The sequence below is a fragment of the Vibrio scophthalmi genome, from assembly GCF_040869025.1.
In the GTDB taxonomy this organism is placed as follows: Bacteria; Pseudomonadota; Gammaproteobacteria; order Enterobacterales; family Vibrionaceae; genus Vibrio; species Vibrio scophthalmi.
In genome coordinates, this window is sequence record NZ_CP134271.1 from 1,422,805 (window position 1) to 1,438,809 (window position 16,005).

The 16,005-nt window shown below is 45.5% G+C and carries 12 protein-coding genes; 7 read left to right on the plus strand and 5 right to left on the minus strand.

The annotated features are described in order from the left end of the window. Positions 1-25: 25 nt before the first annotated feature. Positions 26-784, minus strand: coding sequence for an amino acid ABC transporter substrate-binding protein (locus RJD38_RS06495; RefSeq protein WP_065545895.1), 759 nt, complete (start codon positions 782-784; stop codon positions 26-28). Between the two features lie 424 nt (positions 785-1,208). Here RJD38_RS06495 and dnaA point away from each other — a divergent pair, with 424 nt between their 5' ends. The 5 genes from dnaA to RJD38_RS06520 all read left to right on the plus strand — a co-directional run bounded on the left by dnaA (position 1,209) and on the right by RJD38_RS06520 (position 8,294). Further along, entirely contained in the window at positions 1,209-2,615 is a 1,407-nt protein-coding gene (dnaA, locus tag RJD38_RS06500) for a chromosomal replication initiator protein DnaA (protein WP_005597299.1), read from the plus strand. Between the two features lie 86 nt (positions 2,616-2,701). Next, positions 2,702-3,802, plus strand: a complete 1,101-nt coding sequence (gene dnaN / locus RJD38_RS06505; RefSeq protein ID WP_005597301.1) for a DNA polymerase III subunit beta — start codon at positions 2,702-2,704, stop codon at positions 3,800-3,802. Position 3,803: 1 nt separating this feature from the next. After that, positions 3,804-4,883 (plus strand): DNA replication/repair protein RecF, encoded by a 1,080-nt coding sequence (recF, locus tag RJD38_RS06510; protein ID WP_005597303.1) that lies wholly within the window; start codon positions 3,804-3,806, stop codon positions 4,881-4,883. A 17-nt stretch (positions 4,884-4,900) separates the two neighbouring features. Next, positions 4,901-7,321 (plus strand): DNA topoisomerase (ATP-hydrolyzing) subunit B, encoded by a 2,421-nt coding sequence (gene gyrB / locus RJD38_RS06515; RefSeq protein WP_005597306.1) that lies wholly within the window; start codon positions 4,901-4,903, stop codon positions 7,319-7,321. Positions 7,322-7,856: 535 nt separating this feature from the next. Then, positions 7,857-8,294, plus strand: coding sequence for an Hsp20 family protein (locus RJD38_RS06520; RefSeq protein ID WP_005597308.1), 438 nt, complete (start codon positions 7,857-7,859; stop codon positions 8,292-8,294). A gap of 113 nt (positions 8,295-8,407) precedes the next feature. Here the strand turns inward: RJD38_RS06520 and RJD38_RS06525 are convergent, their stop codons facing one another. The 3 genes from RJD38_RS06525 to glyQ all read right to left on the minus strand — a co-directional run bounded on the left by RJD38_RS06525 (position 8,408) and on the right by glyQ (position 12,870). Next, positions 8,408-9,655 (minus strand): valine--pyruvate transaminase, encoded by a 1,248-nt coding sequence (locus RJD38_RS06525; RefSeq protein WP_065429598.1) that lies wholly within the window; start codon positions 9,653-9,655, stop codon positions 8,408-8,410. A 206-nt stretch (positions 9,656-9,861) separates the two neighbouring features. Beyond that, positions 9,862-11,928: a glycine--tRNA ligase subunit beta gene (gene glyS / locus RJD38_RS06530; RefSeq protein ID WP_065429599.1), complete on the minus strand. Its 2,067-nt coding sequence runs from the start codon at positions 11,926-11,928 to the stop codon at positions 9,862-9,864. Between the two features lie 3 nt (positions 11,929-11,931). Beyond that, on the minus strand, positions 11,932-12,870 hold the full coding sequence (gene glyQ / locus RJD38_RS06535; RefSeq protein WP_005597320.1) for a glycine--tRNA ligase subunit alpha: 939 nt from the start codon (positions 12,868-12,870) through the stop codon (positions 11,932-11,934). Between the two features lie 591 nt (positions 12,871-13,461). Here glyQ and RJD38_RS06540 point away from each other — a divergent pair. Both RJD38_RS06540 and RJD38_RS06545 read left to right on the plus strand, forming a co-directional pair. Then, complete coding sequence (locus RJD38_RS06540; protein WP_065545894.1) at positions 13,462-15,135, plus strand: ABC transporter substrate-binding protein; 1,674 nt, start codon at positions 13,462-13,464, stop codon at positions 15,133-15,135. Between the two features lie 214 nt (positions 15,136-15,349). Next, on the plus strand, positions 15,350-15,610 hold the full coding sequence (locus RJD38_RS06545) for a hypothetical protein (protein ID WP_009386309.1): 261 nt from the start codon (positions 15,350-15,352) through the stop codon (positions 15,608-15,610). 59 nt (positions 15,611-15,669) lie between these two features. Here the strand turns inward: RJD38_RS06545 and tusA are convergent, their stop codons facing one another. Continuing rightward, entirely contained in the window at positions 15,670-15,918 is a 249-nt protein-coding gene (gene tusA, locus RJD38_RS06550; RefSeq protein WP_005597326.1) for a sulfurtransferase TusA, read from the minus strand. Positions 15,919-16,005 lie beyond the last annotated feature (87 nt).

The window sequence follows — 16,005 nt, forward strand, 5'->3', positions numbered from 1 at the left end:
TTGGTGTGGCGAGTAATACAACGCTTTAGTGCGTAATGTCCGCTCCAAACCATTTCTCAGAAATCGTGGCTAATGTGCCATCGGCGCGCATAGCGGCGAGTGCTTGGTTGACTTCGCTTTGCAGTTGCTGGCCACGAGCGTTGTTTAAAAATGGCCAGGCGTTTTCGATGGTTTCAAACGGTTCACCCGCCAGCTGTAACGGAAGCCCAGTCTTTTTAATTAACTCTAGTGCAGAAAGGCGATCCATCACAAATGCATCGGCGCGACCTAACGCGACATCATGCTCAATACCGGTATCGTAAGTTTTGATCGTAACTTGGTTGTCTTTATCGTAGCTGCGCAATAGTTGCTCAAAGTTCGATCCTAAATTGACCGCCACGGTTTTTCCGGCCAGATCGGTCACGGATTGGATGCTGTCATTCCCCTTACGAACGGTAATTTGTGCGCCATCAACCACATAAGGATCCGCAAACAGGAATTTGGCTTGGCGCGCTTCGGTGATGGTGATTTGATTGGAGATGGTGTCGATACGACCTGTTTCCAGTAAGCCGAATAAACCAGAAAAGCTCGCGGTCACGTATTCCACTTTGTAGCCGTTACGTTGACCTATCTCATCCCATAAATCGACTTCAAACCCCTGTAATTTATCTTTTTCCACAAAAGTAAATGGGAAGTAGCGACCTGACATCCCCACTTTTACCTCAGTGATAGCGGCATCTGCGGCTTGTACGGTGGCAGCGGATAGTGCGATTGCAGCAACGGCTGCTTTAATCCAGTTTTTCATATTGAGACTCCATCTAATTATGGGAGTAAATACTACTGTCTGGTGACTTGATTCGATAAATAACCAAGAGCGATAACCTAGACAGGTTAGTAATAAGTTTGTTGATAGTAGTTTATTCACATCGCGTTGATGACGGGTAATACGTTGCCCAATAACGAAAGATGACGTTGTGGATAACGTGATCAAAAAAACATTCATTCACAGAGTTATCACCAAAGTGATGATCTGAGTAAAAGTAGGCAAATGTGGATCAAATTGTGGGTAAGGCTGGGGTGAGGTGTGATGATCCAGCGAATAATCACAAAATAATTGTGAATAACTTGGATCTTATTCACTGGATCACCGATCAATCGCTGGTGATCTTGGTTATCAACAGGTAAAATCGCTAATCTTTTCCGATCTATTTACTTCGAGTGGGGGCACTGTGTCATCTTCGCTTTGGTTGCAATGTTTGCAACAGCTTCAAGAAGAGCTACCAGCTACAGAATTCAGTATGTGGGTACGTCCGCTACAAGCGGAGCTCAGTGATAATACACTTACCTTATTTGCACCTAACCGTTTTGTGTTGGATTGGGTACGCGATAAGTATCTCAATAGTATTAATCGTCTACTGCAAGAGTACTGCGGTAACGATATCCCGAACTTACGTTTTGAAGTAGGTAGTCGCCCAGTTGCTGCGCCAAAACCGGCGCCGACTAAACGCACACCAGCAGATGTGGCCGCTGAATCATCAGCGCCAGCCCAGTTGCAAGCACGCAAGCCAGTACATAAAACCTGGGATGACGATAAAGCGTTGGCGGATATTAACCACCGTTCAAACGTTAATCCAAAGCATAAGTTTAATAACTTTGTTGAAGGTAAATCTAACCAGCTTGGTTTAGCTGCGGCTCGCCAGGTTTCTGATAACCCGGGCACAGCGTATAACCCACTGTTTTTGTACGGTGGTACGGGTTTGGGTAAAACCCACCTATTGCATGCGGTTGGTAATGCCATTATTGATAACAAGCCGAACGCGAAAGTTATCTACATGCACTCAGAGCGCTTCGTGCAAGATATGGTGAAAGCACTGCAAAATAACGCGATTGAAGAATTCAAACGTTACTACCGCAGTGTTGACGCGTTACTTATCGATGATATTCAATTCTTTGCTAATAAAGAGCGTTCTCAAGAAGAATTCTTCCATACCTTCAATGCGTTATTGGAAGGCAATCAACAGATCATTCTTACTTCTGACCGTTATCCAAAAGAGATCAACGGCGTAGAAGATCGTTTAAAATCTCGCTTTGGTTGGGGTCTGACCGTTGCGATCGAGCCACCTGAGCTTGAAACGCGCGTGGCGATCTTGATGAAGAAAGCGGAAGATCACCAAATTCATCTTGCGGATGAAGTGGCGTTCTTTATTGCGAAGCGTCTACGTTCGAACGTTCGTGAGCTGGAAGGCGCATTGAACCGCGTGATTGCCAATGCCAACTTTACCGGTCGTCCAATTACGATTGATTTTGTGCGTGAAGCATTGCGTGACTTGCTGGCTCTACAAGAGAAGCTGGTGACCATCGACAATATTCAAAAAACCGTGGCGGAATACTACAAGATTAAAGTGGCTGACTTACTGTCAAAACGCCGCTCTCGTTCCGTTGCGCGTCCTCGCCAGTTAGCGATGGCACTATCGAAAGAATTGACCAACCACAGCTTGCCGGAAATCGGTGATGCATTTGGTGGTCGTGACCATACGACGGTATTGCATGCCTGTCGTAAGATTGCTCAACTGCGTGAAGAAAGCCACGATATCAAAGAAGATTACTCTAACTTGATTCGTACCCTTTCATCGTAATTCGCGGTATTCTAGACAGTTGCTAATATTGGCTAAAGAATCGTAGCCAAACGTAAAGCCATAACGAATTCAAACAAGAGCGCATTATGAAATTTTCCATCGAACGTAGTCATCTACTTAAACCCCTGCAACAAGTGTCGGGTGCTTTAGGTGGGCGTCCAACACTGCCTATCTTAGGTAACCTCTTGCTTAAGGTTGAAGAAAATACCTTATCCATGACGGCCACCGATTTAGAAGTAGAGTTGATCAGCCGTGTCACGCTCGAAGGGGATTTTGAAGCTGGTAGCATTACGGTGCCATCACGTAAGTTCCTCGATATTTGTCGTGGCCTGCCTGATGACTCTGTGATCACCTTTATTCTCGAAGGCGATCGCGTTCAAGTGCGTTCTGGCCGTAGCCGTTTCTCATTGGCGACATTGCCAGCTAATGATTTCCCTAATATTGAAGATTGGCAAAGTGAAGTTGAAGTGTCACTGACCCAAGCAGAACTGCGCGGTTTGATTGAGAAAACACAATTCTCTATGGCGAACCAAGATGTGCGTTACTACCTTAACGGTATGCTATTTGAAATCGACGGCACCACACTGCGTAGCGTGGCGACCGATGGCCACCGTATGGCGGTTTCTTTAGTTTCTCTAGGCGCTGATTTTGCAACTAAGCAGATCATCGTTCCGCGTAAAGGTGTACAAGAATTGGTGAAACTACTGGATGCACCTGAGCAGCCGGTTGTTTTACAAATTGGTAGTTCAAACGTTCGTGCTGAAGTGAACAACTTTGTCTTCACTTCTAAGCTGGTGGATGGGCGTTTCCCTGATTATCGCCGCGTAATGCCGCAAACTACGACCAAAACCCTAGAAGCGGGTTGTGATGAGTTGCGCCAAGCCTTTTCACGTGCAGCGATTCTATCGAATGAAAAATTCCGTGGTGTGCGCGTTAATCTTGCTGATAACGAAATGCGCATTACCGCTAATAACCCAGAGCAAGAAGAAGCCGAGGAAATGTTAGACGTGACCTTTGAAGGTGACGCGATCGAAATCGGTTTTAACGTGAGTTATGTTCTGGATGTGCTCAATACGCTTCGTTGCGAAAAAGTACGCTTATCAATGTCAGATGCCAACGCCAGTGCGTTGATTGAAAACGCTGATGATGACAGCGCACTCTACGTGGTGATGCCAATTCGACTCTAGCATGCCGCTTTCTCGTCTAATTATTCAGCAATTTCGAAACATTAAAGCCTGTGATATTGACCTATCAGCAGGCTTTAACTTTCTTATTGGCCCAAACGGCAGCGGCAAAACCAGTGTCTTAGAAGCGATCTATTTGCTCGGACATGGTCGCTCTTTTAAGAGTTCGCTAACTGGACGCGTGATCCAAAATGAGTGTGACGAGCTGTTTGTACATGGCCGTTTTTTGAACTCGGATCAATTTGAGCTACCAATTGGCATTAATAAGCAGCGTGATGGCACGACAGAGGTTAAAATAGGCGGTCAATCTGGGCAAAAATTGGCTCAATTGGCGCAGGTGTTACCACTGCAACTTATTCACCCTGAAGGGTTTGATTTGTTGACGGATGGGCCAAAACATCGTCGTGCATTTATTGATTGGGGTGTGTTTCACACCGAAAATGCATTTTTTGATGCTTGGGGTCGCTTTAAGCGATTAAACAAGCAACGTAATGCGTTATTGAAAACGGCGCGCAGTTATCGAGAGCTCAGTTATTGGGATCAAGAAATGGCGCGTTTGGCTGAGAATATAAGCCAATGGCGCGCTCTGTATATCGAGCAGATGAGCGCCAAAGCTGAGCAACTATGTAAGCTATTTTTGCCAGAATTTGATATTCAATTGAAGTATTATAGAGGCTGGGATAAGGACACTCCTTATCAGGAAATCCTCGAGAAAAACTTCGAGCGTGACCAATCGTTAGGCTACACCTTTAGTGGGCCAAACAAAGCGGATTTACGCATCAAGGTAAACGCAACACCAGTTGAAGATGTGCTATCACGTGGTCAACTTAAGTTGATGGTGTGTGCATTGCGCGTCGCGCAAGGACAACACTTAACGGAAATGACCGGAAAGCAATGCATTTACCTTATTGATGACTTTGCATCGGAATTAGATAGTCAACGTCGTAAGCGTCTCGCAGACTGCTTAAAAGAGACGGGGGCTCAAGTTTTTGTAAGTTCTATAACCGAAAGCCATATTGCCGACATGCGCGGTGAGAATGGCAAGATGTTCCATGTGGAACATGGCACAATAGAGCAACGATAAATAGCGGAAGATAATTCATGTCTGAAAATTACGATTCATCGAGTATTAAAGTACTGAAGGGTCTGGATGCGGTACGTAAGCGTCCAGGTATGTACATCGGCGACACGGATGATGGCACCGGTCTTCACCACATGGTTTTTGAGGTGGTAGATAACTCAATTGATGAAGCGTTGGCTGGTCACTGTAAAGACATCGTTGTGACAATCCATGAGGACAACTCAGTTTCAGTCAGTGATGATGGTCGTGGCATTCCAACCGAATTACACCCAGAAGAGAACGTTTCAGCAGCTGAAGTTATCATGACGGTTCTTCATGCTGGTGGTAAGTTTGATGATAACTCGTACAAAGTATCGGGTGGTCTACACGGCGTAGGTGTTTCAGTAGTAAACGCACTATCAGAAAAAGTAGAGCTAACGATCTGGCGTGGTGGTCATGTACATACACAGACTTACTGCCACGGTGAGCCTCAAGCGCCTCTTGCGGTGATTGCCGATACTGAAAAGACGGGTACAAAAATTCGTTTTTGGCCAAGTGATCAAACGTTTACGAACGTTCTTGAATTCCATTACGATATTCTTGCCAAGCGTCTACGCGAACTCTCTTTCTTGAACTCTGGCGTATCAATTAAATTGATCGATGAGCGTGAAGAAGATAAGAGCGACCACTTTGAGTTTGAAGGTGGTATCCAAGCTTTCGTTGAGCATTTAAACACCAACAAAACGCCTATCATTGAGAAAATTTTCCATTTCGATTTCGAACGTGAAGATGGCATCACAGTTGAAGTGGCGATGCAGTGGAACGATGGTTTCCAAGAGAACATCTACTGTTTCACTAACAACATCCCTCAACGCGATGGTGGTACTCACCTTGCTGGTTTCCGTGCGGCACTAACACGTACGTTAAACTCATTCATGGATAAAGAAGGCTTCTCTAAGAAAGCGAAAACGGCCACTTCAGGTGATGATGCACGTGAAGGTCTAACGGCTGTTGTTTCGGTGAAAGTGCCTGATCCAAAATTCTCAAGCCAAACTAAAGACAAACTGGTTTCATCTGAAGTGAAATCAGCCGTTGAATCGGCAATGGGTGAGAAATTAGCTGAGTTCCTAATTGAGAACCCAACCGAAGCGAAGATGGTTTGTTCAAAAATCATCGATGCAGCGCGTGCTCGTGAAGCTGCGCGTCGTGCGCGTGAAATGACTCGTCGTAAAGGCGCATTAGATTTAGCCGGTCTCCCAGGTAAACTGGCAGACTGCCAAGAGAAAGACCCTGCGCTTTCTGAACTCTACATTGTGGAAGGGGACTCTGCTGGCGGCTCAGCCAAGCAGGGGCGTAACCGTAAGAACCAAGCGATTCTGCCACTAAAAGGTAAAATCCTAAATGTAGAGAAAGCACGTTTCGATAAAATGCTCTCTTCTCAAGAAGTGGCAACGCTTATCACAGCACTAGGCTGTGGTATCGGTCGTGACGAGTACAACCCAGATAAACTGCGTTACCACAACATCATCATCATGACGGATGCTGACGTCGATGGTTCGCACATCCGTACGCTATTGTTGACCTTCTTCTACCGTCAAATGCCAGAGCTGATTGAGCGTGGTTACATCTACATCGCTCAGCCACCACTTTACAAAGTGAAGAAGGGTAAGCAAGAGCAGTACATCAAAGATGAAGATGCAATGAACCAATACCAAGTTGCTTTGGCATTGGATAATGCTTCTCTACACGTTAACGCAGAAGCGCCAGCATTAGGTGGTGAAGCGTTAGAGAAACTAGTACAACAGTACAACGCAACGATTAAATTAGTTGATCGTATGAGCCGTCGTTACCCTCGTGCAATGATTCATGAGCTGCTTTACATCCCGCGTATTACGGTTGAACAATGTAAAGAGACTGCGGCAGTTCAAGCGTGGACTCAAAACCTTGTTGATCAGCTAAATGCCAAAGAAGTGGGCGCAAGCCAATACAGCTTTGAAGTGGAAGCAAACGAAGAACTGGGTATCTTCTTACCTAAGATCGTTGTTCGTACTCACGGTGTGACGCATTACTATCCGTTGAGCGCAGATCTACTGAATTCAAAAGAATACGGCAAACTAGCCTCTCTTTCTGAAGCGTTAGATGGCTTAATTGAAGATGGCGCGTACATTAAACGTGGTGAACGTACTCAGCCAGTGGCAAGCTTTGCTGCAGCACTTGAGTGGCTAATCAAAGAGTCGCGTCGTGGTCTAAGCCTACAGCGCTATAAAGGTCTAGGTGAGATGAACCCAGATCAACTTTGGGAAACCACCATGGACCCAGAAACGCGTCGCATGATGCAAGTAACGATTGAAGATGCGGTAGGCGCAGACCAATTGTTTACGACTCTGATGGGTGACCAAGTAGAGCCGCGTCGTAACTTCATCGAAGAGAACGCGTTGAAGGTTGCTAACTTGGATGTGTAGACGCTGATTTGTCGTCTAAATTTAAAAACGCAGACAGTAATGTCTGCATTTTTTATTGCGTGAAATAAACGAGCCGAGAGTCGAGATATGGCTGCTGTAACGTTTGGTTTTGAGAGTACGACGTTTACGCAAAAAGTGGCTGAGTGGCGTTTTTCATTCTCCGTATATTAGTACGTCATCCTCGAGAGCGAGGAACGAGTGAGTCGGGGATCTTGGAATAGAAATAAAAAATTTGCAGCAGATCGCTTGAAAGTGGCTGGTTTGGGTCATATATCTATTAATGAAGAGGGAAAGCTAGCTTGCTCTACAAGAGAAGATTGGCACCTCTGAAATCGCTAAACGAGATCGCTCAGGAGAGGATACTCAGTATTAGCCCACAACTTAACTCTCGATTCGACATCATGTCCACACACCTAAAGAGTAGGTCAGAGGAATGAATGATTGAATCCCTTAGCTCGGCGCTGTCTTGCATAAATGCGCCATATGGATGACCCTCATCCGGGCTGAGACTATTGCTTAAAAAGAGGATAGGATTATGCGTAATGTAGATTTCTCACCACTATACCGTAATGCGATTGGTTTTGACCGTCTGTTCAACTTGATGGAAAACCAAACAGCGAAAAACACATCTGGCGGTTACCCTCCGTATAACATTGAGCAAAAAGATGAGCATAACTTCCGTATCACTATGGCGGTTGCTGGTTTTGCTGAAGAGCAGCTTGATCTGACTCAGAATGAAAATATGCTGATCGTGAAGGGTGAACGTAAAGCTGAAGAAGGCAAAAACTACGTTTATCAAGGTATCGCAGAGCGTGATTTTGAACGTAAATTCCAATTAGCGGATTATGTTAAGGTGGCCGGCGCTTCAATGGAAAATGGTTTATTGCATATTGATTTGGTTCGTGAAATTCCAGAAGCAATGAAACCACGTAAGATTGCCATTGGTGGCAGCCAGTTGATTGATAACAACTAATTATTGTGACTATCGATCGCAACTCACCGCGAACGTTATAGAATGAGAAAGAGCGCCGTTCCATCAAGGAAAGGGCGCTCTTTTTATTTTTAGCCAGAGTTGGATAGACTTGCTTAACCGGCGTAAGCTTTTGCCACTTCCTCTGCAATAATAGTAATGCCTTTTTGCATCATCTCATCATCTTGAACATAGTTCATACGTAAGCATTGATGGGCATGATCCCAACCTTCTTCCTGACCAATAAAGAAGTATTCACCCGGTACAATCAAAACACCACGTGCTTTCAAGCGCGCATATAATTCCATAGTGGTGATAGGCAGCTCATCAAACCACAACCAAAGAAAAATCGCCCCTTCAGGTTTGTGAATACGGAAGCGCTCATCGGTGATCGCTTGTTGTAATAACTCGACTGCGCGCAGGGCTTTCTGTTGATAAAAAGGCTTGATCACTTCGGTGCTGAGTTTGAGCAAATCGCCTTTTTCGATCATATGGTTAGCATAGGCTGGGCCGACACTGCTTGGCGCTAAACTAATGATGCCATTCATATTCGTCATCGCCGTAGTGATTGCTTCATTGGCAATCACAATGCCACAACGCACACCAGGTAAGCCGAGTTTCGATAGGCTCATACACAAGATGGTGTTGTCATTCCAAAAAGGCTGAACGTCAGCAAAGATGATATTTGGGAACGGCAAGCCGTAAGCATTATCAATGATCAGTGGGATGTTGTGTTGGCGAGCCAGTTTATCCAGTTTATGGATTTCTTCGTCAGTCAGCACATTACCAGTCGGATTGGTTGGACGTGATGCGCAGATCGCAGCAATGGAATCATCCACCGTCAGTTGTTCAAAATCGACGTGGTATTTGAATAAACCGTTATCCAGTAGCTCAATTTCCGGTTGGTAGGAGATAAAGATATCTTCATCGATGCCAGCATCACCATAGCCGATGTATTCAGGTGCCAGTGGTAGTAAGACTTTCTTATGTGACCCATCAGCTTGTTTACCTGCCAATAAGTTAAATAAGTAGAAGAAGCCACTTTGGCTGCCATTGGTTAGGCTGATGTTCTTCTCACTGATATCCCAACCGTAGGTTTCGCGGAACAGTCGTGCCAATGCTTTTACAAAAGCATCTTTACCTTGTGGTCCATCATAGTTGGCAAGCGCAGCTATGAGCTCTCCATTGGCGAGCATCTCGTCACTGGCTTGGTGAAAGTAATCGAGCATGGTAGGAATGGCGGCAGGATTGCCTCCTCCAAGCATGATGGCACCTGGCGTGCGTAGGCCATCATTTAAATCGTCCATTAACTGGGTTATCCCAGAGTACTGATTGAATTTTTCACCAAATTTAGAGAACTGCATGTGCTGTTAAACCTAATACATTGTGTTTGCTTTCATGTGCGTGGCGCCAGTACATTGCTGACGAATCGAGTAATCCTTGAACATACCGTAATGGATAAGAGACGCAAAGCACAAAATCGCAATTCAATAAAAAAAGCCCAACTCGATGAGCTGGGCTTTTTTACACTAGCGTTTATCCGCACAGATTGAATGTTTTATCTAGCCGACTACTTTTGCAGTAGAGAAATATCGGCAATCTGTAGGAATAGGTTACGTAGGTTGTTCAGTAGCGTCAGACGGTTCGTCTTCAGTGCTTCATCATCAGCCATAACCATTACGTTGTCGAAGAATGCATCTACTGGCTCACGTAGGTCTGCCAGTTTGCTTAGTGCTTCTTGGTAGTTACCCGTTGCGAACGCAGGCTCTAGCGCTTCTGTCATCACTTCAACGCTTTCAGCTAGCGCTTTCTCTGCATCTTCTTGCAGAAGTGCTAGATTGATTTCAGAGGCAAGTTCGCCATCGAATTTCGCTAGGATGTTACCCACACGCTTGTTCGCGGCTGCCAGTGCTTCTGCTGCGTCTAGCTCACGGAAGTGAGATACCGCTTTAACACGTTGGTCGAAATCAGCTGGTTTCGTTGGACGACGTGCCAATACCGCTTGAATGATATCGATGCTAAAGCCTGCGTCTTGGTACCATGCGCGGAAACGACCTAGCATGAATTCAAGTACGTCAGCTTCAACGTTCGCGTTAGTTAGCTTGTCGCCAAGTAGCGATTTCGCTTTCGCGATCAAATCAACCAGATCTAGGTTGTAGCCGTTTTCAACGATGATACGTAGTACACCAAGAGATGCACGACGTAGTGCGAATGGATCTGAACCTTTTGGTGCTTGGCCAATGCCGAAGATACCCACAATCGTATCTAGCTTATCAGCCATCGCAACGGCTGAAGAGATCCCCGTGCTTGGTAGGTCATCACCAGCGAAACGAGGCATGTATTGCTCGTAAAGTGCCAGTGCAACTTGCTCATCTTCGCCATCATGCGTGGCGTAGTGCATGCCCATAACGCCTTGGGTATCGGTAAATTCGAATACCATCGAGGTCATTAGGTCACATTTCGCTAGCAGGCCAGCACGCTGAGATTTTTCGACGTCAGCACCGATTTGCTCAGCAATGTAGCCAGCAAGTTCAGTGATGCGGTCTGTCTTGTCTTTGATCGTACCAAGTTGCTTCTGGAAGATAGCCGTTTCAAGTTGCGGCAGGCGATCAATCAGCGGGCTCTTGCGGTCAGTATTGAAGAAGAATTCCGCGTCCGCTAGACGTGGACGAACCACTTTCTCGTTACCTTCGATAACGTAGCGAGGTTCTTTCGACTCAATGTTTGATACAAAGATGAAGTTTGGTAGTAGCTTCTTGTTGTCATCGTAGACAGGGAAGTACTTTTGGTCACCTTTCATGGTGTAAACCAAGGCTTCAGAAGGGACTTTTAGGAACTCTTCTTCAAATTTGGCGGTTAGCACAACTGGCCATTCAACCAATGAAGTCACTTCTTCAACCAAGTCATCTTCTAGATCCGCAACACCACCTACCGCTGCTGCTGCTTTTTGAGCATCAGCCAGGATGATGGCTTTACGCGCATCATAATCGGCCATTACCTTGCCGCGCTCTTCAAGAATCGCAGGGTATTGATCGGCAGAATCAATCGTGAACTCGCGCTCACCCATGAAGCGGTGACCACGTAGAGTACGTGCAGAAGCCACGCCAAGGATTTCACCTTCGATTAGCTCATCACCAAGTAGAATCGTTAGTGTTTTTACTGGGCGAATAAATTGAATGTCAGAGTTACCCCAACGCATTGCTTTAGGGATTGGTAGGTTTGCGAGTGCTTTCGCAGCAAAATCGACCACAAGCTCTTTAACTGGCTGACCTTTCACTTCTTGTTTGAACAGTAGCCATTCACCTTTGTCTGTCACCATGCGCTCTGCTTGGTCAACAGTGATGCCACAACCACGCGCCCAACCTTGAGCTGCTTTGGTTGCGTTGCCTTCTGCATCAAACGCAGCAGCAACGGCAGGACCACGTTTTTCAACGACTTTGTCTGCTTGGCTTGCTGCTAGGTTTGCCACTTTAAGCGCAAGGCGACGAGGGGTCGCGTACCACTTAAGATCGTCAAATGCGATTTCAGCGTTGTTTAGTTCTGCAGCAAAGTTTGCGGCAAACGCTTCTGCTAGTGAGCGAAGTGCTTTCGGTGGCAGCTCTTCGGTACCTAGTTCAATTAGAAAATTGTGCGCCATGGGTTACTTCTCCTCGTTATTCGCTTTTTGTTCTGCAGAGCGGCACATTGGGAAACCCAGTGCTTCACGCGATGCGTAGTACGCTTCTGCGACAGACTTAGTCAGATCGCGGATACGAAGGATGTAACGTTGACGCTCAGTAACTGAGATAGCTTTACGGGCGTCTAACAAGTTAAAAGCATGGCCTGCTTTTAGGATGCGCTCGTAAGCTGGCAGAGGTAATGGCTTCTCAAGTTCAAGTAGCTTTTTACACTCTTTCTCACACTGCTCGAAGAAGCCGAATAGGAATTCAACGTCTGCGTGTTCAAAGTTGTAAGTTGATTGCTCAACTTCATTTTGGTGGAAGATATCACCGTAAGTGACGTTTGAACCGTCTGGTGCGACGTTCCATACCAAGTCGTACACTGAGTCAACTTCTTGGATGTACATTGCTAGACGTTCAATACCGTAAGTGATCTCGCCAGTCACAGGTTTACACTCAAGGCCGCCAACTTGTTGGAAGTAAGTAAACTGCGTTACTTCCATACCGTTTAGCCAAACTTCCCAGCCAAGACCCCAAGCACCCAATGTTGGGTTTTCCCAGTTGTCTTCAACAAAGCGAATATCGTGAACAAGCGGATCGACACCAAGAACTTCAAGTGAGCCTAGGTACAACTCCTGAATGTTATCTGGAGATGGTTTTAGTGCTACTTGGAATTGATAGTAGTGCTGCAGACGGTTCGGGTTTTCACCGTAGCGACCATCGGTCGGACGACGTGAAGGTTGAACATACGCTGTTGCCATTGGCTCTGGGCCAAGTGCACGTAGACATGTCATTGGGTGAGAGGTGCCAGCACCTACTTCCATATCTAGCGGTTGAACAATCGTACAACCATTTTGAGCCCAATAATCCTGCAGCGCGAGGATCATTCCCTGGAAGGTTTTGATATCGTATTTTTGCATAGTCAGGTTCGCGCGATTCTTCTGAATGATTTAAAAAAAATAACAATCAAGTATACCCAGATATTGTAGATGGGAGTAGAGGCAATGTTGCTTATTTCATAGCCAGAAAGGTTAAGTTTGCCTATTTCTCCGCATATTTATCTTTAAACGGCTTAAATCGAATTTAAAGGGGCATTTTTCGTTACGACGCTAGGGTTGCTATCGTATGGGCGGGTGCTCCGCCATATTGGTGTTTGTTGGTGCTCGCAGGGTCGATTGACGCAGGATTTTATGATTAAAACGTCTTAAATAGTGAGCATTGATGGCAGTGAGTTAGCGTTGAAATTTTAATCGGCTCGCATTTATTACCGATGATTAAGGCCCTCTTTTTTACTTCGAAGTGTTGTAATTTTCTACCATTTTGAAACATAAAATTTGAATTGAATCGCTAATATATCGCAAAGTAAGAAAAAAAGACGTCGCTCATCGGTCAAATGGAAGGCTGGATGTAACATGTGTGCAACCTTATGTTTTATTTAGTGATTTTGGTTGGATTGCTGCAAGTGAGGAAAGTGGTTATTTTGTGGTCGTATCCATTCATAAGGTATTGCTATGAAAACCACTTTACTCTCTGCAGTGATTGCTTCTGCATTGACTTTATCTGCGCAATCTGTGGTTGCTGCTGATCTAGATAGTCTGTCCAAAGTGACGATTATCCCAAACCATAATGCGTCATTGATTCGTAACTTTAACCCTTACGCTGTTTCTCGTTTGCATACAGCGCGTGACTTCATTTTTGAACCGTTAGTGGTTTTCAATGAATTGAAGGGTAATATCCCTGAGTTCCGTCTTGCGACGGGTTATCAAATGAGTGACGATCTTCTCAGCATCACTTTTGATTTGCGTGAAGGGGTAAAATGGTCTGATGGTGAAACATTCAACGCCGATGACGTGGTGTTTACCTTCAACTTGGTTCAAGCGAACCCAAATATCGATGATCGCGGTATCAACACTAAAATTAAGTCAGTGGAAAAACTAGGCCCTTACCAAGTGCGTTTCCACCTTAATGAAGTGAACACCAACATCAGCTACGAGATTGCTTTAGTACCCGTTGTGCCTGAGCATCAGTGGAAGAGTGTTGAAGATCCAGCTGCGTTTATGAACCCGAACCCAATTGGTACTGGTCCGTTTACTGAACTGCCTCAATTTACTTCAACCTTGTTCCTGCAGTGTCGTAACCCTAATTACTGGGATAACGCGAGCTTAGATGTCGACTGTCTGCGTGTACCGCAAATGAACCACAATGACCAAGTGTTGGGTGAGTTAATGAACTCCAACATTGACTGGGCGGGCTCGTTCGTTCCAGACATTGATCAAACGTATTTAGCGGCATCCTCGGATCATGGTTACTGGTATCCACCAGCAGGGACACAAGCCTTTGTGTTTAACTATGAGTCAAAAGACAAAGTGAAGCATGAAGTGTTGAGCGATGTTGAGTTCCGCCGTGCTTTCTCAATGGCTCTGGATCGTCAAACACTGATTGATATTGCCAACTATGGCAACGCAGTATTGAATGACTTTGCATCGGGTCTAGGCTACGCGTTTGAAACGTGGTCAGATGAAAAAACGCATAATAAGTACAAGCCGTTTATGACCTACTCAACCGAAAAAGCCAAAGCGGCTCTTGCGAAAGCAGGCTATAAAGACATCAATGGCGATGGCTTTGTTGAGTCGCCATCAGGTGAGACGTTTGAGTTAAACATTCAGTCACCGCAAGGTTGGACGGACTTTAACAACACCGTTATGTTGGCGACGGAGCAGTTGGCAGAAGTGGGTATTAAGGTGAAAGCGCGTACTCCTGACTTCTCTATCTACAACAATGCGATGATTAATGCGGATTACGATATCGCTTACACCAACTATTTCCATGGTCCAACGCCGCATACTTACTGGGATAGTGGTTACCACTCTCGCCTACAAGGCTCTGAAGGTATGCCGCGCTTTGCGATGCACCACTGGAAAAACGCTGATTTGGATAAGTTGCTAGACAGCTTCTACAAAACAGCGGATAGCCAAGAGCAGCGCCAAATTGCGAATAATATCCAAGCGTTGATTGCAGAAAATCAAGTGACGGTTCCGGTATTGTCTGGTCCTAACTTCTACCAATACAACACTAAGCGCTTTACTGGCTGGTGGACAAAAGACAACCCGAAAGGTCGTCCTATGATTTGGGAAGGAACACCAGAGCGTCTATTGCACGTGTTGGATCTAAAACCACGTAGCTAATAATCTGCGGATTAAAGTGACCTCACACGATTCAGGCTCTAACCTTTGGTTAGGGCCTTTTTTTATCTTGTTACATTGAGCTGTACGTTCAATATGTTGTTAGAGATCGGTGTTCGTTTGAAGGTAAAATCGGTGAAATGCGTGACCGATGACATATAAGTGTCATCATTGTCATGCTACTTTAACCATAACAATAGTGGTGGAGGGCGACAGTATGCTGACACGTTATATGGGGATGTCCCCAAAGAGTCAAAGCTATCTATTTACTTTTGGTTTGGTGCTGACATTGCTTGGCATGATGCTGACCGACATGTGGTTGCCGATGGTTGCAGGTGCGATCATTTTGGCGGGATTAACGGTTGAATCATGGATTCGTGTCGCCCATATAATTCCGATGCATGAAGAGATGCGAGCGATGCAAAAGCAGATTCACAAGCTGCAAGCGGAAATTCGAACCATAGAATACGACGAATAATCAAACGGCTGCCTAGGCAGCCGTTTTTCATTTTATCTCTCTACTGAACTGAGCGAAGTTTAGCTCAACCCCTTCTTAATGAGATACAGGTAAGGCAGTTGTTCGGTTTGCGCAGCAACTAATTGATGATCCATAAAGCGGCAAAAACTCGGAATGTCACGAGTGGTTGATGGGTCATCTGCTTTGACGAGCAGTACATCCCCTTCTTGCATGTTACGGATTGTCTTCCTGACCATCATCACTGGCTCTGGGCAGCGTAGTCCTTCTGCTTCTAGAGTATGCGTAGCCTGTTCTGGATTGAATGTCATGGTCGTCACTTGTTTGCTTTACGAGGCGCAGATAATACGCGTGGAGAAAAAATATTCAATAATCACTTGGCAAAGTGATCATTTTGT